This window comes from Afipia sp. GW821-FHT04G03, from assembly GCF_059419985.1.
Window position 1 is genome coordinate 478083 of record NZ_JBWKSV010000003.1, and the last position, 18077, is coordinate 496159.

Here is an 18077-nt window from a genome sequence, read left to right on the forward strand (position 1 = left end):
CCGGAGCAGCCAAGTTGGGAGAAAGTTGCCGGAATTTGGTGCTGTTAGATGTTGAAAACTGAAGCCCGTTCTTCATTGCCGGCGAAATGCCGCCCGACGGCTCGTAGCGCAACCAGGGCACCTGCAAAACCATCCCTGCCCGAGCTGTGACCGATCGCCGATACGGCAGCCAAGACCTGCTCCACGCGACTGATGTCGCCTTTTATCGTCGCCTGAATTGCAGCATGCATCGCGGCAGCTCCATAACCCAGCGCCGCTGTGCGCAGATGTATCGCGCTGATGTCGTTGGTACGATGAAGGTGATCGCGGCAGGCGCTCCACAGCAGATCCTGCACCTTCGACAGATCGAGTGCCGCCAACGCGATGAGCGCGCCTCCGAGCAAATCGTCGCCCGACGGTGTCAGACCGGGTCCCAGACCGATCAGCGTCGCAAGCTCTGCGCTATCCGTTGACGACGGAGCGCATCCATCGAGCGCATTCGTGATGACGCGATCAAGAGCCGCAATTCCCGGTGCGGCGGCAGCAATAAGTGGCGTGAATGTCACGGGAGGCTGCACACATCCCGCAGCCGCCAATCCCTCCTCCGCCGGTCCTAAACGAAAAGACTCTTCAACAGCGCTGAGTCCAAGCCGCAACTCTGCAAACGTCCAGCTTACCGGCAATTCTGGCCTCCAGATCGACGCATCGCCGAATGTCGCAAATGGCTTATTGTCGACCCAGAGAGTTGAACCGGTCACCGCGATTGCGGCCCCTATCTCTGGCCAGCAAAGCGGCCGGCGCTCATACAAGACATGCAGCGGACCAGAGCCGAGATGCGGGAGACCGACGCAGATCCACCGATCCCCAAGCGCGGCATAAAATGAACTCTCGAAAACAGCGGCAATTCGCCCCTCGCTTTCGCTAAGGAGAACCTTCTCGGCGAGAAAGCCAAGCTCGATAATGGCCGGCGACGGCCGGCTCGCGGCTCGCTCCGACTGTGACACCGACGTCCGTATTCGATCCGCAATTGCCATATCTAATTCTCAGGCGGCCACGCCCTGCAAGCATATAAGTAATAATATTCTTACTTATCGATGTCAAACAGTAAGCCGCAGCCGCGTCCAGTCGCCCGGCAGCGTCAAGGCATGATCGAGAATGGGGTCGCCTGCGGCGCGCGCCCGCAGAAGGCGCCGATAATAACGGGTTAGACGAGGTGGGACGCCTTCCCCTGCACAGGCGACAGTTTCGGCGAGGGAACCTTCTTCCCGTCCTTGCGCAAGGCATTGGAGACCGTCAACCATGTCATGATCACATCGTGAGTATGCATGCGGCGATCTTCAAGCCATTTCGGATCGCCCAGTTCCTTGTCGAACATTAGCGACAGCGTGTGCCGGTTCGACACATGGAAGTAACTGAATGCTGTAATCGTCACGTAGAGCTGGATCGGGTCCACCCCGCTGCGGAAAATGCCAGCCACCACGCCACGCCGCAGGATATTCTCGATGTTGGATACAAGCGGCATCGTGAGCGCAGCGATCTTGCGGGATTTGCGAAGATACTTTCCGCGTTGCAGATTCTCCGTGTTGATCATCGCGATGTAGTCTTGGTGATTCTGGAAGAACGTGAACGTAAAATCGACCAGTTCGCGCAGAGCTGCCGCGGGATCGAGGCTATCGAGATTAAGCTGTTGTTCGGCGGCGCGGATATCCGTGTAGACGTGTTCCAGAGCAGCCAGATAAAGGCCGTCCTTGTCGCCGAAATAGTGATACAGCAGGCGCATGTTGGCCTTCGCGCGGTGTGCAATCGCGTCGACACGGGCACCGCCAAGTCCATTGCGGCAGAACTCATAAGTCGCAGCCCGCAAAATCGATTCCTTAGTGAGGGCGGAATCCCGCTTACGCTTGCCTCCAGCGGCTTTCTTTCGCGCGGGCTGCTTCTTTACTGACGTCTCGTTCATTCGTGCACCTGGTCAACACCGTTGAAAGCATTTGGTGACTTTGAAATGGTGACTTTAATATCGTTGCCGTTACCGGCGAGTCATTCGACATTCTGCGGGCAATACCGGTCCTAGTTACCACATCGCCGCTACCGCAATCAAATGACGAGATAGACCGTCTGCACCAGATGGATGGCCCATTAGCCAATGCGCTTGCTCAATGCGCATTGGAGATCATCGCACCGTTGCGGGCGACCATGCGGCCGGCCTTATAGACGTCACGGCACTTCGGCCGCGCGATAACCGCCTCTTGAACGTGCTGCGCATCGATCACCAGAAAGTCCGCAGGACCGCCTGCCGCAAGACCATACCCCTTGATATTGAGGGCGCGCGCCGCCTGTGACGTCACCATATCAAATGCGAGCGCGAGTTCCGCGTCGGTATTGAAACCCGAGCGATATCCCACAATCATTGCCCGTTCGAGCAGATCGCCGTCTCCATAGGGCCACCAAGAATCGCGGATGTTGTCATTGCCCGCGAAGACATTTACGCCGGCTTCGTGAAGCAGCAGGACCGGTGGAAAGGCGTGGGCGCCGGGCGCATTCGTCAGAATCGAGACCCCCGCCTCTGCGAGCCGATTCGCCGCTCGCTGCGCGACGTCGCGCGGAACCTGACCCAGCGCATAAGCATGACTGATCGTCACTTTGCCGCCAAGCCCAAGTGCTTTCGTGCGCTGTGCGATCTCCTCAATTTCGAACACACCGAGCAGATCGCCATCGTGCAGATGGATATCGATGCCGACGCCATGCCGTTCCGCGACGTCGAAGATAGCGTCGAGATGCCCCGCGATATCGCCGTCGTAACCAGCCGGGTCGAGACCACCTACAAGATCGGCGCCGTTGCGGACGGCCTCGTCAAGTAATTCGCGCGTGCCGGGCGCGGTCACGATGCCGCTTTGCGGAAAGGCGACGATCTGGATCGATACCTTGTCGCGATGCGCGTCCCGCACCGCCAACACCTGTTCAAGATTCCGCAACCCGATCTGCGGATCGATATCGACATGGCTGCGCATGTGGGTCGTGCCCTGTGAAACGCAGAGTTCGATCAAGCCAGCGGCGCGTACGGGAATCGGCTTCGCCTTGGCAAGCGCCTGCTTCTCGAATTCGACCCGTTCGCGGACATTGAAACCTGCGGTGCACGGCCGGTGCGGCTTCCACTCGTCGCCGATGAAGCCCTTGTCGAGATGGATATGACCGTCGACCAGACCCGGCAGCACGAGGCGATGGTTGAGATCGGAACTTTCACGCGCTGTAACGCGCAGACCGGCTGCGATAGCAGCAATACGCCCGTTCTTCACGGCAATATCGGCGGTTCGACCATCAGGCAGTCGTGCATTTTGAAACAGCGTGTCGATGTCAGTCAATTGAAGTCTCCAAATCTGTAGGCAAGCGAATGCATGGTCAGTCGGCCGCACTACAGCGCCGCGTTATGACTGGATGATTCCTTCCGGGAGCGTCCGGCAATAATCGGCGATACCTCCAGCCGTGGTGATCCAGATGTCGCTGCGTTTCGCAACGATGGCTTGCAACGCGCGCCGGAGCGATCGCAGGCGGTATGGCTGGCCTACAAGATAAGGATGCAGCGCGATGCCCATCACGAGAGACTGCTTCGTCGACTGCTCCAGCATCTCCTCGAAGTTGTCGACGATCATGTTCGCAAACTGCTCGCCCGAATCCTTTCGGCCTACGATGGCAGGAATATCGTTCATTTCCTGTGGATAGGGCACGGACAGAATTTTCCCGCCATTGCGGGTTGAAAACCAGATCGGCTGATCGTCCATGCACCAGTCGAGCAGATAGCCGTAACCGGCTTCGGCCAACAAATCCGGCGTGAGGTGGGATTGCGAAATCCACGGTCCGAGCCAACCTGCCGGCTGGCGCCCCTCGGCATCGCCGATCACCGCAGTGCACTCTGCGATCAATTGCTGTTCTTCCGCTTCAAGCAGGATGCCCTGCCGTTCGGAATTCGTGCGCCCGTGGCCGACAACCTCGGATCCGCGTTTCCGAAAAGCTTCCATCACTTCCGGGCAGTAGTGGTAGATGCTGCTATTCGCGAGCACTGATACGGGCAGCGACAACTCATCGAAGAGATCGATCAACCGCCAGACACCGACCCGGTTGCCGTAGTCGCGCCATGCATAATTCAGAACGTCCGGATGCGGCCCGCCAGGACACAACTCTGCGCCCAGCCCATCTCCGAATGAAAAATGCTCAAGATTCAGACCGATATAGACAGCAAGGCGTTTACCGTCGGGCCAACTAAAATCGGGCCGGTTGACGATCGCGCTGTAGCCATACCGCCCGTGCGAAGGAACCTCGAGATTCTTCCTTGCCGGCGAACGCAACTGATTTTTCGGACTGCTCGAAGCGTCGGCAACTGCCGCAGATCTGGGCACATTTTGCTCCTCTTTTGGAGTGGACGTTTTCTCGACCATCCCGAAAACTCCTTCAAAGTAATTATGGCCGCTTGACATTTCGACTATAGTTGAAGAAAGTTTTTACTTCCGTCAAGTTCGCAAAACGATGAGCGGCGGAAATGCTGGCGAGTTCGCTCTCGATACGCAGAGTGACCGCCTTATTGGGAGGAATAACAGAATGCGCTACAATTCGACATCATCGAACCGTGCCTTTCCTCGTCTTTCGTTCCGGCAAGGCATGATAGGCGCGGCCTTCGCGGCAACACTGGCCGTTTCACCAGCTCACGCCGCTGACCCTATCAAGATTGGTCTCGTCACTGCCCTTTCAGGCCAATCGGCACGAGCTGGCGAAGCTCTGACTCGTGGAGCCACCATCGCCATCGAAGAGATTAACGCCAAGGGCGGCGTTCTCGGCCGGCCACTTGAACTCGTTCGCCGCGATGACGAAAGCAATCCGGCGAAAGGACTCATTGCCGCACGCGAATTGATCCAGCGTGAGAAGGTCTCAGCCCTGCTCGGCGGCCTCGACACGCCGGTCGCACTCGCGATCGTGCCGTTCGTCAACAACGCCAAGATGCCCTTCGTCGTGCCATGGGCTGCGGGCACCAACATCACGCAGAACGGCGCCGCCGACAACTTCGTGTTCCGTGTCTCGGCGATGGATGATGAAGTCGACAAGGCCATCGTCCAATTCGCCCGCAAGACCTACGACACCAAAAAACCCGGTCTGATCCTGGTCAACAATCCATGGGGCGAGTCGAACGAGCATGGCCTCAAGGCGGCCATGAAAGCATCTGGCACAGAGCCCGCCGGCATCGAGAAATTCGAAGGCAACGACGTCGATGTCGTGCCGCAGCTTTCACGATTGAAGCAGGCAGGCGCCGATACGTTGTTCCTGGTCGGCAACGTCGGCCCCGCTTCGCAGGTGGTGAAGTCACTCGACCGAATGGGCTGGGCTCCGCCGATCGTTTCGCATTGGGGTCCCGCCGGCGGCCGCTTCACTGAACTTGCAGGCCCTAACGCCAAGAACGTGATTTTCGTCCAGACCTACAGCTTCTTCGGCGACCTCTCGCCTGTCGGCAAGAAAGTCATCGCGGCACTGCAGGCGAAGTATCCTGACATCAAGGGTCCGGCTGACATTACCCCTGCCGTCGGCGTTGCCAACGCCTACGACTCCGTCCTCGTCATTGCGAAGGCAATCGAGAAGGCCGGCAAGGCAGAACCCGTCGCAATTCGTGACGGCCTCTACACAATCGACCGAGTCGATGGCCTGATCAAAACATATGAGAAGCCGTTCACGAAGACAAAGCACGACGCGCTCACGGAGAGCGACTACATCTGGACGCGCTTCGAGGACAACCACATCCTGCCGTTTGTGAAGAAGTAACCGGCTCGTTAGCCGATAACCAAGGCGCTCAGCACATGTCACTTCTTCCTGCGATCATCACAGGATTGGCGCTCGGCAGCATGTATGGGCTGCTCGCGCTTGGCTTCCATGTCACCTACGCCGTATCCGGCACCGTGAATTTCTCCCAGGGCAGTTCGATGACCCTGGGAGCCGTGGCCGGATACTTTTTTCTTGTCCTGTGGGGCTGGCCGGGCGCACTTGGAATTCCGGCCGTGCTCGCGATCTGCGCTCTGTATGGCCTCATCATCGAACGTTACGCCGTGCGCCCGTTCGTGCAGCGTGGATCGGACAACTGGCTGATGGCGACTGTCGCCGTCGGCATCATCGTCGATAACCTGATGCTGTTTGTGTTCGGCAAGGAGCCTCGCGGTTTCCCGTCGATGCTCGCGGTGAAGCCCATCCAGATCGTCGAAGGAGCGGGCGTCTATCCGCTTCAGCTACTGATCCCGGTCATCGGCCTTCTGCTGGCAACGGCTCTCCATCTTTTCACCCGCCGTACACGCCACGGCGTCGCTATGCTTGCCGTCGTGCAAAATCCAAATGCAGCGCGCCTGATGGGCATCGATGTCGGCCGCGCCATCGCTGCAAGCTACGCGGTGTCGGCAGTTCTCGCCGGGATCGCCGCCCTCCTGATCGCGCCGCTATTCAACGTCTCTTCGGAAATGGGCACACTGTTCGGCATCAAGGCATTTGCCGCCGCGATTATCGGCGGCCTAGGTAGCGCATGGGGCGTGATGCTGGCTGGACTCTGTCTCGGTCTCATCGAGGTGTTCGCCACCAGCTATCTCGGCTCGGTTTACACCCAGATCATCACATTCGCTTCCGTCATCGTGATTCTCGTAGTTCTGCCTCACGGGCTGCTCGGCCGCGCTGGAGTGAAAAAGGTATGACTTCCCGCACGTCTCTTCTCATCGGCTGCGCCGTACTTGCGATCACTCTTGGCTATACCGCCCTCGCCGACAGCTACGCGGTGTTTCTCATCGCGACGATCGCACTAACCGCAATTGCCTGCATTGGCCTGAATGTCCTGCTCGGACTCGCGGGCCAGATCTCGCTCGGGCACATCGGTTTCATGGCTATTGGCGCCTACACCACGGTGCTTCTGATGGAAAAAGCGGGTTGGCCATATCTAGCGGCTACCGGCGCAGGCATCGTCCTTGTCAGCATCATCGGCGGTCTTCTTGCTATGCCCGCGCTACGCGTCCGGGGCCCGTATCTGGCCATGGTCACGATCGCGTTCGGCTTCATCGTCGAACACGGCACCATCGAATGGCGCGATCTCACCGGCGGCGGCAACGGCCTCGTCCTTACCGTTCCGCCGAGCATTTTCGGCGTGCCGTTGTCGGAACGCGGCCTCGCGATCGCCAGCGTCATCCTGATGTTCGCCGGCGTCGTCCTGTTCGATCGGCTGAAGCGCAGCGGCTGGGGCTATGCCATGCGCGCCGCTCGCGATTCCGAGGTTGCGACACGCTCGGTCGGTATCGATCTCGTCCGCGTGCGCACTATGGCCTTTGTCATTTCCGCGGCGGCCATGGCGCTGGCAGGATCGTTGTTCGCTCCGCTTCAGGGGTACATCAGCCCAAGTTCATTCCCATTCCTGCAATCGATCCTGCTGCTGTTCGGCGTCATGATCGGCGGAGCCGGATCGGCGCTCGGCCCGGTCATCGGTGCAGCGCTTGTCGTGCTGTTGCCGGAGCTTCTGTCGGATCTGGCGGAGTATCGCCTGCTCGCGTTTGGTCTTTTGCTGTTCGCTGTGCTGCGCGTCGCTCCAAACGGGGTTGCAGGCCTTGTCGGACAGCTCATCGCAAAATTCTTTCCAGCGTCACGGCTGCAATCCGAAACGGAAGCCGTGTCCGCAATCGGCGAACCGGGCGCCGGGCTTCGTGTGGAAACCAACAGCGTTCCTCCGCTCGACGTGACGGATCTCTCGATTGCATTTGGTGGTGTGCGCGCGGTGCAGAACGTGACATTTACGGCACAGCCTGGTCACGTTACGAGCGTGATCGGTCCCAACGGCGCCGGCAAGACGAGCGCTCTCAACCTGCTCTGCGGGTTTTATCGGCCGAGCTCAGGGACGGTAAAGCTCGGCGATCGTGACCTGACCGGCCTGCCGTCGCATGTCCTCGCCCGCGCTGGCGTGGCCCGAACATTTCAGACCACGCAACTGTTCGGATCACTCACCATTATCGAGAACACGCTTCTGGCGGAAACCGCGGGTAAGCTCGGCGGCATCGTCTCGCCGCTGCGCAACCCGGATACGGAGCGTTTCGCACGATCGCTGCTGCGGTTCGCCGGTGTCGACGGCGACCTCGACCGGCCGGCGGAATCCCTGCCGCATGGCGAGAAGCGTCTGGTCGAAATCGCGCGCGCGTTGGCGTTGCGGCCAAAAGTTCTGCTTCTTGACGAGCCCGCCGCAGGCCTGTCGAAAGGCGACAAGCAGCGCTTAGCGACGCTCCTGCGCCGCATCGCAGACCTCGGTGTCGCCGTGATCATTGTCGAGCACGACATGCCAATGATCATGTCGCTGAGCGATCACATCGTGGTGCTCGATGGTGGCAAGCGCATCGCCATCGGCGGGCCTGCGGCCATCCGGAACGATCCGCTGGTTCGGAAAGCCTATCTTGGCGACGCTACGGCAAGCGAACAGCACCACCGTCCCGCACGTCAGACCGGACAGGAAACCGTGCTCGATATTAAGAAGCTTAATGCGTTCTACGGTCTGTCGCAGGCGCTCGAAAACATCGATGTTGTTGTCGGAGACGGCGAAGCGATCGCGGTGCTTGGCGCAAACGGTGCCGGCAAAACTACGCTAATGCGCTCCATCGCGGGCCTCGAGCCGCCACGTGCAACCGGCGAGATTTCGCTTTCCGGCAAACGGATCGACGGCCTGCCCGCGCATGCGCGAGCCCGTATCGGAGTTGTGCTGGTGCCGGAAGGACGACAGGTATTTCCAGAACTCACCGTCCGGCAGAACCTGCAGCTTGGCGCCTATGCTCGCACGGGTATCGACCTCGATGCCGAAGTCGAAGCCATGTTGGCCCGCTTCCCGCGCTTGAACCAACGCATCGATCACCGCGCCGGTCTCCTCTCCGGTGGTGAACAGCAAATGCTGGCAGTTGCGCGCGGCCTGCTGACATCGCCGAAGGTGCTGATGCTGGATGAACCCTCGCTTGGTCTTGCTCCGCTTGTTGTCGATGAACTCTTTGCGTCGTTCGAGAGACTCCGCGTTGAAGGCATGACACTGATCGTCGTCGACCAGATGGCCGGACAAGCGCTTGCTCTGGCTGATAGGGCCTATCTCCTGGAGACGGGCGCCATTGTAAAAAGCGGCGCGGCAGAAATCATCGCGGAGGATCCCTCGCTCGAAGCCGCGTATCTGGGTGGAAATGCTCAGGCAAGCGCTGATCAAAGGACTGCGGTCGGCGCCTGATGATCCGTGAAGCTGGTACATCCAACGGGGCAATGGCTTGGTCCACAAGCAAGTGCCCTGCCCAAACCAAATCGTTTGAGCTTCCTCCTCAGCATATCGGGAGACGATCAAACAAACGATGCCAGCAAGATCGACCCCACTGTGACCTCACATTTCGACAATGTCATTCTTCGAACCCGTCATCGGACTATGCCTGTCTAGATGGCGATCGATGACGACACACAGTTCCAGCCTGGGAGTGGCACGGTTTGCGCCCATCAAATCATTGATCTCAAAGGCGCCGTCTATACTGATATTGTGATGCGAGGCGATGATCTGCGTCACCAGCCCCTCCTCGAAGAATGGCAGTAGCAGACGTTCGTAAGATACGGGCCTGTGAAGTACATCCTCGATCATAAAGATCGTATAAACTGGGCGAGCGCGGGAAATACATTCGACGTACGCCGGAATAATCATCGGGGCGAGCTGGGGGCCGAGATACTGATCGAGAGCTTGCCCCGTGCTGGCATGGCCGTAGACCGTAGCCATGTGGGTGCTTTCCCGCTCGAAGAACAGTCGTGGAGGCACCGTCTGCCGATCGACTGTAAACAGCGCCAACTTCGGTAACTCATCACCGATCCGGTCAGGCTGATAATCGACTACGCGCGGTTGCTGCTCATGCTTTGCGAACAAGCGAAGCCATTGGTTCAGCAAATCGCGCTGTTTGATTGACCGTACGATTGATGGCGTTGCGCTCTCGAACTCCATGATACCCACCTTTCGAGCCGTTCAGATTGAACAATCTGAACATTTTTGAATGCAGATCCAAGCCGCTTCAAATCGCAAGCCTGTCCAAATCTCCACTGGTAAAATGACCACAAAAACGCTAGCCAATACACTTCACGTCCGCCCAAAAAGATAACCATGATTGACGATCCCTCGCCCCCCGGAGGCCGCCTTCGCGGCTTCTCGATGTCGCTGCCGATGTCGCTCCTTCGCGCACGTGAATCGGTCATGCAACATTTTCGCGCCATGCTTCGCACATTCGGGATCACGGAACAGCAGTGGCGGGTTTTGCGGGCCTTGACGTCAAAGGAATCTGTCGAATTCTCCGAGCTTGTCGAAATGACATTTCTGCTTGGTCCGAGCATGTCACGCATCCTCAAGGAGCTTGAGAGCCGCAAGCTCATCGTTCGCCGAACACCGAACAGTGACCAGCGGCGCGTCATCGTATCCATCACCCTTCCAGGCTTACGCCTGATCGAGAACGTCGGCGTATACTCCGAATCAATCTACGCTCAGATGTCTGAGCGCTATGGTGCAAAGAAGCTATTGACCTTGCAAAACATGCTGAAGGAGCTGGAGGACGCAATGTCCAGCCCAATCTTCCAGCCGGTTTCCGCAGCCGGCAAAAAGGAAGCAAGCCGAGCCGACGGAAAGCCAAGAAAAGCACGCAAGGCGTCGGGTTAGAATCCTTGCGCTAGTGCGATAGCCCTCCCATACAAACATATTTGATCTCGATATAGCTATCGATCCCGTATCGTGATCCTTCCCTGCCGATGCCGGACTGCTTCACTCCACCGAAGGGCGCCTCGGCCGTTGAAATCGCACCTTCATTGATCCCTACGATTCCGGCATCGATACTACGAGCAAGGCGCCAAGCCCGCCCGTGATCTCGGGTGTAGACGTATGAGGCCAACCCAAACTCACTGTCGTTGGCCCGCTCGACAGCCTCGTCCTCGTGTTCGAATCTGACCAGTGCCGCAACAGGTCCAAATATCTCTTCGCGCAACAGTCTTGCAGTAGGAGGAACATCGACGAGCACGGTCGGCTCATAAAATAGACCGCCACGTGCGTGAGGCCGACCGCCGACAATTGCGCGGGCGCCTCCCCGAAGCGCATCGTCCACCAGTAGTTGCACCTTCTTGATAGCTGCTTCGCTGATGAGAGGACCTTGCTGGGCACCTCTCTCAAAACCTGAGCCAACCTTCAACTGGCTTACGGCGAGCGCCAGTTTTTCAGCGAACGCGTTGTAAATTCCGGACTGAACATAAAACCGATTGGCGCAAACGCATGTCTGTCCCGAGTTACGATACTTCGACGCAATAGCTCCGCTCGCGGCCTGATCCACATCTGCATCATCGAACACAATGAAAGGCGCATTCCCTCCAAGCTCGAGCGACACGTTCTTGATCGTATCCGAGCATTGCCGCATGATCAGCCTGCCGGTCTCGGTTGATCCTGTGAACGATATTTTCCTCACGCGGTGGTCGCTCGTCAGAATGTCGCCAATTTCCCTGGTGCGGGTCGTCGGCAGGACGTTGAGAACGCCAGGCGGAATTCCCGCCTCTTCCGCAAGGGCAGCCAACGCCAGCGCCGAAAGCGGCGTTTCGCCGGCTGGCTTCACGATCGCGGTACAGCCCGCCGCCAGAGCCGGCGCAACCTTGCGGGTGATCATGGCATTGGGAAAATTCCATGGCGTGATCGCTGCGATCACGCCGACCGGATCTTTCAGGACGACGATCTCGCGCCCCGACCTCGGTGCGGGCGTCACGTCGCCATACACGCGGCGCGCTTCCTCGGCAAACCATTCGATGAAAGATGCACCATAGACAACCTCATCGCGCGCTTCCGGAAAGGGCTTTCCTTGCTCGCGAGAGAGGATGGCTGCGAGTTCCTCCGCACGCTCCATGACAAGATCAAACCATCGGCGCAGCAGGTTCGCGCGCTCCTTCGCCGGCGTTGCCCGCCAGCCCGGAAATGCTGCCTGTGCGGCCGCGATCGCCCGCTCCGCATCATCCCGCGATAGGTCAGCCACCATCGCAACGACAGAGCCGTCGGCGGGATCTGTCACCGCGAAGGTGCCGCCATCCGCTGCGCTGACCCATTCGCCGCCGAGATAGGCACGGTCACGCAGCAGCCGCAGATCGACGCGGCGCATCATGGCGCCACGATGGGTGTCGCCAGCAGCTTGGGCTTTCTCGGTGTGGCGCCGATGAACAAGCTGCCTTCCTCGAACCATGAACGGGGAGCCGGCGCGCCCCACAGCGTTTGCCGTTGCGGATCCTTGAGATCCCATCGGATCGGCTCGTGATCCGGATCGACTGTCTGATAGTCAGAACAATAGATTTCGATGCGATGCCCGTCGGGATCACGGATATAGAGGAAAAAAGCATTCGAAATGCCGTGACGCCCCGGCCCGCGCTCGATGTTGGCCACATAACCGGATGTGGACATAACATCCAGCAGATCGATGATGTTCAGCGGCGTCGGCACCCAGAACGCCACGTGATGCAGCCGCGGGCCCATGCCGTTGGTAAAGGCGATGTCGTGCACGCCGCCTTTACGATGCATCCAGGCCGCCCAGAACTCACCGGTGTCTTTGGTATCGGTGTATTCGGTCAACCGGAAGCCGATCGAGTTATAGAAGCTCACCGCCTCGGCGACATCAGGGCTGAAGCAGTTGAAGTGGTCGATCCGCAGCGGCTTCACGCCGCGATAGAGAGCGTACTTCTGATGGATGGCCGGCAGTCGCTCCATCCGCGCGTAGAACTCGAGCGGGATACCTTGCGGGTCGCGTGTTCTGAACGTGCGCCCCTGATACGGAGTTTCGACCCAAGAGGTCGCAAGTCCTTGCGATTCAAAAAATGCCTTCGCCTGATCGAGATGCTCGTCGTTCTGAACCTTGAAGCCAAGTTCGTTGGCAACCGCCACATCGCCCTTCTCCAGCACGATGCAATGGTGGCCGCGTTCCTCCATGGCCCGCAGATAGATGCGGTTTTCGGTTTCATCCGTAACCTGCAAGCCAAGAATTTCGACGTAGAACTTACGCGATGCGCTCAAATCCGTCACCGTCAAGACAATATGACTGAGACGGACGACGTTGAACGGAGGATTCAACACACAGACAGGGATCGCCATGATTTCCTCACCTCGATATTCGTTTTTGTCTTTCAGTAGGTTTGCTTGGCTCGATCAGGCCTATGTCAGCGTTTTCAGCTTGCTCACGGCCTAGCGCTGCCTTCGATAACACCATTGCAAAGCGATCTGATCTTCCCAGCACGGCTCCGGAAATATCGCCTGGCCGTCTTGAACGAATTTTGCGAGCGGTTCATGGACTTTAGCCGAAATGACAAGTGACGCTGCCGAATGCGCCGAAATCCGCATGAATCGTATCGCCCTTCCTGGCTTCAACCGGCCGTATGAAGGATCCGGACAGAATCACCTGCCCCACTTCCAGCGAATATCCCTGCGCCGCGATTTTGTTCGCGAGCCATGCCACACCGCTGCCAGGATGGTTCAGGACTCCCGCCGCAACTCCGGTCTCCTCGATCTGCCCGTTCTTGTGGACCAGCACACCTACCCATCGCAGGTCTGTATCTGTCGGGCGAAACGGACGCCCGCCGAGCACGACGCCGGCATTCGCTGCATTGTCGGCAATGGTGTCAAAGATCTTCCGCATCGATCCTGTTTTGGGATCGACGCGCTCGATTCGTGTATCAAGAATCTCAAGCACCGGCACGACGAAATCGGTCGCGTTGAGCACATCGAGCAAAGAGCAATCCGGCCCTTTCAATCTGTACTTCAACACAAACGCCAGTTCTGCTTCGACCCGGGTTGCGATAAAACGATCGGACGGCACGACCGCGCCATTCTCGAAGAACATATCGTCGAGCAAAACTCCGGAGTCCGGCTCGTCGATTGCCAACGCGCTTTGCATGACCTTGGAGGTCAGGCCAATCTTGTGGCCGCGCATGGTGCGACCATTCGCGATCTTCATGCCCATCCAAGCCTGCTGAATGGCATACGAGTCCTCGATAGTGAGGTCCGGGTATTGCAGCGATAGCTGCCGAATCTGCACGCGGGTCTGTTCCGCCTTGCTCAACTGGGCTGCCGCATCACGTATCAATTCTGGCTTCAACGACATAAATGCAATCCAACGATCCTGATAATCCGCAACAGCCGGTTTCCTGGAACAAACATGACCTCGATTGGCTCAGTCACCGGTGAGACGCTGAACGTCGTGCGCACGTGTCGCGAATGCGACGTTCTTTGTCTCCATGTAGAAGTCGAACGACCAGTCTCCGCCATCCCGGCCGATGCCGGAGTTTTTCACGCCGCCAAACGGTGCTGGCAAATGACGCACATTTTCCGAATTGACCCAGATCATCCCCGCTTCGAGCCGGTCGGTGAACCGAAATGTCCGGCCAACGTCGGACGTCCAGAGATACGCCGTGAGGCCATATTGGCTATCGTTGGCCAAGGCCAACGCTTCATCTTCCGTATCAAAAGGAATGGCTGCCAGAACTGGGCCAAAAATTTCCTCTTGAGCGATACGCATCGTGTTAGTCACGTTTGTAAAAAGCGTGGGCGCCACATAGCATCCACCTCCAGGGCCCTCGACCGCCGTTCCGCCCGCAGACAATCTGGCACCTTCGGCCTGCCCGAGAGAAATGTACGACAGCACCTTCTCGCGATGCTCAGGATGAATCATCGGCCCGATGACGGTTGCAGGATCGAGCGGATGACCGACCTTGATCCTTCCAATCTTCTCAGCAAGCCTGGCCGTAAAATCCGAATAGATCGAAGCTTCGACCAACAGCCGCGACGATGACGTGCATCGCTCGCCGTTCAACGAATAGATCATGAACAGGACGGCATCGGTCGCACGATCCAGATCGGCATCTGCGAATACGATCACCGGATTCTTGCCGCCCAGTTCAAAATGCACCCGCTTCAGGGTATCCGCGCCCTGCTTGAGAATGGTCGATCCCGTCCGGCTTTCGCCGACGAAGCCGATCGCCTTGATGTCCGGATGAGTGGTGAGCGCCCGCCCGGCCTCTTCACCTAACCCATTCACCAGATTCCACACGCCGGCTGGAATTCCCACGTCGACGGCGATCTCCGCAAGCAACCGTGCCGTCAACGGGGAGAACTCCGCGGGCTTGTGAACGATGGTGCAGCCCGCAGCCAATGCCGGCGCGATCTTCCAGGTCGATAGCATGAACGGCGTGTTCCACGGCGTGATGATTCCGACCGGCCCGATCGGCACTCGTGACGTCATGTTGATCTGACCCGGCGCGCGCAACGTCTTGCCATCCCGCGCTTCCGGCGCCCGATCGGCGAAGAAGCGGAAATTCTCCGCACCGCGCAACGCAGCCTTTGCCATAAACCGCAGCGATTGACCTGTATCCATGCATTCAACCAGGGCGATCTCTTCCGCCCTGGCTTCAATAGCGTCCGCAAATTCGTGAAGCAGTTTTTTGCGCTTCCCTCCCGGCATAGCCGACCATTCGGGGAAAGCCGCTTTTGCCGCTTTCGCGGCACGGTCGATATCCTCTGCCTTGCCGGCAGCGATTTTTGCGAGCGGCTTCAGGTCGATCGGCGAGATGGTTTCAAAGTAACTCCCGTCAGCCGACGGAACGCTGACCCCGCCGATATGATGACAAACCGGCGCGCCCCGGAACCGTTGGAGATATCTCTCCGCCTTTCTGAGGTTCTCACTCAAATCCGACATCCAGCCTCCAATGCATCCGTCCAAATCGCTCGGCAACAGCGATTATGGGCATCGCCACCTTCATTTCATTAACATGTTAATGAATTATACGCGTGTGTCAATCGCAATCCGGCAAGCCGCGTTTGAGGGCAAAAAGTATCGGCCGCACGGCATATCCATACGACCGACTAGTTTGGGAGGCTCGCCATGGCAGCGGGAACGCTCTTCCCGCCGCAAACTGTTTCGGCACCGCTGCGAACCACAAGGATTTTCCCGGCATCCGTCAGGTTGCGCTCGACTTGAATTCGCTGTCTTTCATGGAACTAAGGAATTCACGAATCTGGGTGACCAGCACATCGAATTTCTGCTTGAGGAACTCGACATCGCTCAGCGCATCGCCGGTCGCTCGCTCTGCAGCGACAACATCTCCCGTCACCAGAACGAGGATATCCGCGACAACCTGCGTGGTTCGTCCCGCTTCGGTGACGTTCGTGCTGATCTCCCGCGCCGTCAGGCTTTGGCGCTCTACCGCAACGGCGATCTCAGCGGTCGCGTCCTGCGATCGCATCGCCAGTTGCGAGATGTGCTTGACGCTTTCAACACTGGTGACAGTCGCGTTCTGAACACTGGCGATCTTCTTTTCGATCCCCTCAATTTCCTTTGCGGTCTGCCCGGCGAGGGTCTTGACCTCTTCGGCGACAATCGCGAAGCCGCGGCCACTGTCGCCGGCACGCGCCGCCTCGATCGTCGCATTCAGCGCCAAAAGATTGGTCTGCTCGGCAATCTCGCGGATCACATTCACGATGCTACTGATTTCCAGGCACCTTGCCGCAAGGTTTTCGATCGCTGCGCAGGCTTCACTGGCTGCGGTCGAGGTATTGGCGCAAAAGCCAGCGCTCTGCGCCGTCTGTTCGGAGATGCGCTCGACGGAACGCGACATTTCGCCAATAGCGGCGGAAACAGCGTTAGCGTTGCTGAGCGTTTGCTCGGTAGCGGATTGGACCTTCCCGGCGTGCCGGGCAACACCGTCGATGCGCGTTTTCATTTCGCCGACGCAGGTTGTCACCCGATCGGTGGCGAGCGATGCCTCATCCAGAAGGTGGGCTACCGAACTCTCGAACTGGTAGGCGGTCGCCACCAGAAGCTGCCGGCGCTCCGCATCGAGCTTCTGGCGGGCGTCCTGCTGCTGCATGGTCAGACGGCTCACCTCCTCTGCGTTCTGCTTGAAGACTTCGACAGTTCTTGCCATGGAGCCTATCTCGCTGCGGAGCGAAGCGCCCGGAATGTCGATCCCGGTTTCTCCGCCGGCAAGCCGCTCCATCGCACGCGTCAATTTCTGCAACGGCGTGCTGATGCCCTGACCGATCAACCAGCTCAGCAGCAGGCCGACAACAGCGGTCGCGATCCCGATCCCTATCACCGCTGTTCTTGCCACTGCCTGCGATGCTCTTTGCGCAGCCGTCGCTTTATCGGCGTGGTCCCTCGCCGCGGCGATCAGTTCACTGGCCTGTGGCAACATTAACTGAATATCCGAATTGATGCCGCTCAATAACGGAGCCACTGCCCCGGCATTCTTTAACCACGCATCGAACGCCTCGGCGTACCCGGTAATCGCAGTATTGATCTCAACTGCTTGATCGGCGTTCAGGACAGCGCCTTGAAACAACGACCGGGATCTTTCGATCTCGGCGCGAAAAAGCTGTGGGACGAACCCGACCCGATCGATGCGATACTCGAAGTCCAGGCGTCGCGCAGCCATCAGCGACATCGCAAAACCTTTGTCGGCGGGACTCGTGGCCGCGTCACCGGTGGCGATTCGATCAACTGCCGCGCCCGCGGCCTGAAGCCGTCCTCTGATGCCATCGCGCGGCGACAAGCCGAACGTGTTTTGCTCCTTCGCCAGAGCTGAAAATTTTGCTTTCAGGCCGCTGAGCAGGCCATCCAGCCCCGCAATCAGTCCACGGCTATCCGCCGCCGCATGAGCGTCGAGGGCATTGATACCGGTTTTTGCAAGCTCGTATGTCGCATCGAACGCCTGCACCAGCGACGCACTCGGCTGGGTCGAGAACTCCCTCGCTATTCCCTGCAACGTCGTGAGCGCCCCTTTGAGCTCGAGGCCCGATTCAATCATCTGCCGAGAATTGGCCGAGTTGGCGAAGGCGTGATCGACTTGCTTCTCATTGAGGTCGAAGCTGATCCCGTTAGCAATGAACCCGAACACTGGAATGATGGCGAGCGCCACGATCCGCGCGCGAACCGAGGCTATCCAGGGCTGATTCACCATCGGTGTCGATACCTGCCGGTCAACCTTGAGGACGTCATAGGAAGGATCAACCTGCAATGCGTCACTCATAGGCGGCCCCTTGTTGTCCC

The 18077-nt window shown here is 58.6% G+C and carries 14 protein-coding genes; 4 read left to right on the top strand and 10 right to left on the bottom strand.

Going from position 1 to position 18077, the window contains the following annotated elements; genetic code table 11:
- Positions 1-44 precede the first annotated feature (44 nt).
- The 4 genes from AC07UB_RS16690 to AC07UB_RS16705 all read right to left on the bottom strand — a co-directional run bounded on the left by AC07UB_RS16690 (position 45) and on the right by AC07UB_RS16705 (position 4409).
- Positions 45-788 (bottom strand): oxamate carbamoyltransferase subunit AllH family protein, encoded by a 744-nt coding sequence (locus tag AC07UB_RS16690; RefSeq protein WP_492790576.1) that lies wholly within the window; start codon positions 786-788, stop codon positions 45-47.
- Positions 789-1183: 395 nt separating this feature from the next.
- Positions 1184-1936, bottom strand: a complete 753-nt coding sequence (locus AC07UB_RS16695; protein WP_492790577.1) for a TetR/AcrR family transcriptional regulator — start codon at positions 1934-1936, stop codon at positions 1184-1186.
- A 196-nt stretch (positions 1937-2132) separates the two neighbouring features.
- Complete coding sequence (locus tag AC07UB_RS16700; RefSeq protein WP_492790578.1) at positions 2133-3338, bottom strand: amidohydrolase family protein; 1206 nt, start codon at positions 3336-3338, stop codon at positions 2133-2135.
- A gap of 63 nt (positions 3339-3401) precedes the next feature.
- Entirely contained in the window at positions 3402-4409 is a 1008-nt protein-coding gene (locus AC07UB_RS16705; RefSeq protein WP_492790579.1) for a polysaccharide deacetylase family protein, read from the bottom strand.
- A 160-nt stretch (positions 4410-4569) separates the two neighbouring features.
- Here AC07UB_RS16705 and AC07UB_RS16710 point away from each other — a divergent pair, with 160 nt between their 5' ends.
- Genes AC07UB_RS16710 through AC07UB_RS16720 form a run of 3 tightly spaced genes read left to right on the top strand, consistent with a single transcriptional unit; the run spans position 4570 to position 9229 of the window.
- Complete coding sequence (locus AC07UB_RS16710) at positions 4570-5778, top strand: ABC transporter substrate-binding protein (RefSeq protein ID WP_492790580.1); 1209 nt, start codon at positions 4570-4572, stop codon at positions 5776-5778.
- A 35-nt stretch (positions 5779-5813) separates the two neighbouring features.
- Positions 5814-6689 carry a branched-chain amino acid ABC transporter permease gene (locus AC07UB_RS16715; protein WP_006019414.1) on the top strand — a complete coding sequence of 292 codons (876 nt, stop codon included), beginning with the start codon at positions 5814-5816 and terminating at the stop codon, positions 6687-6689.
- Positions 6686-9229, top strand: a complete 2544-nt coding sequence (locus AC07UB_RS16720) for a branched-chain amino acid ABC transporter ATP-binding protein/permease (protein WP_492790581.1) — start codon at positions 6686-6688, stop codon at positions 9227-9229. The genes AC07UB_RS16715 and AC07UB_RS16720 overlap by 4 nt, the downstream gene beginning before the upstream one ends.
- 147 nt (positions 9230-9376) lie before the next feature.
- Here the strand turns inward: AC07UB_RS16720 and AC07UB_RS16725 are convergent, their stop codons facing one another.
- Positions 9377-9976, bottom strand: coding sequence for a hypothetical protein (locus AC07UB_RS16725; RefSeq protein WP_492790582.1), 600 nt, complete (start codon positions 9974-9976; stop codon positions 9377-9379).
- Positions 9977-10132: 156 nt separating this feature from the next.
- Between AC07UB_RS16725 and hpaR the strand changes: the two genes are divergently transcribed.
- A complete protein-coding gene (gene hpaR, locus AC07UB_RS16730; RefSeq protein WP_492790583.1) occupies positions 10133-10678 on the top strand; it encodes a homoprotocatechuate degradation operon regulator HpaR in 546 nt (181 codons plus the stop codon).
- Positions 10679-10688: 10 nt separating this feature from the next.
- Here the strand turns inward: hpaR and AC07UB_RS16735 are convergent, their stop codons facing one another.
- The 5 genes from AC07UB_RS16735 to AC07UB_RS16755 form a co-directional block, all read right to left on the bottom strand.
- Complete coding sequence (locus AC07UB_RS16735; protein WP_492790584.1) at positions 10689-12152, bottom strand: NAD-dependent succinate-semialdehyde dehydrogenase; 1464 nt, start codon at positions 12150-12152, stop codon at positions 10689-10691.
- On the bottom strand, positions 12149-13129 hold the full coding sequence (gene hpaD, locus AC07UB_RS16740; RefSeq protein WP_492790585.1) for a 3,4-dihydroxyphenylacetate 2,3-dioxygenase: 981 nt from the start codon (positions 13127-13129) through the stop codon (positions 12149-12151). The genes AC07UB_RS16735 and hpaD overlap by 4 nt, the downstream gene beginning before the upstream one ends.
- Positions 13130-13328: 199 nt before the next feature.
- Positions 13329-14129: a 2-oxo-hept-4-ene-1,7-dioate hydratase gene (hpaH, locus tag AC07UB_RS16745; RefSeq protein WP_494654407.1), complete on the bottom strand. Its 801-nt coding sequence runs from the start codon at positions 14127-14129 to the stop codon at positions 13329-13331.
- A 75-nt stretch (positions 14130-14204) separates the two neighbouring features.
- Complete coding sequence (gene hpaE, locus AC07UB_RS16750) at positions 14205-15725, bottom strand: 5-carboxymethyl-2-hydroxymuconate semialdehyde dehydrogenase (protein ID WP_492790587.1); 1521 nt, start codon at positions 15723-15725, stop codon at positions 14205-14207.
- A gap of 262 nt (positions 15726-15987) precedes the next feature.
- A complete protein-coding gene (locus AC07UB_RS16755; protein ID WP_492790588.1) occupies positions 15988-18057 on the bottom strand; it encodes a methyl-accepting chemotaxis protein in 2070 nt (689 codons plus the stop codon).
- Between the last annotated feature and the right edge of the window lie 20 nt (positions 18058-18077).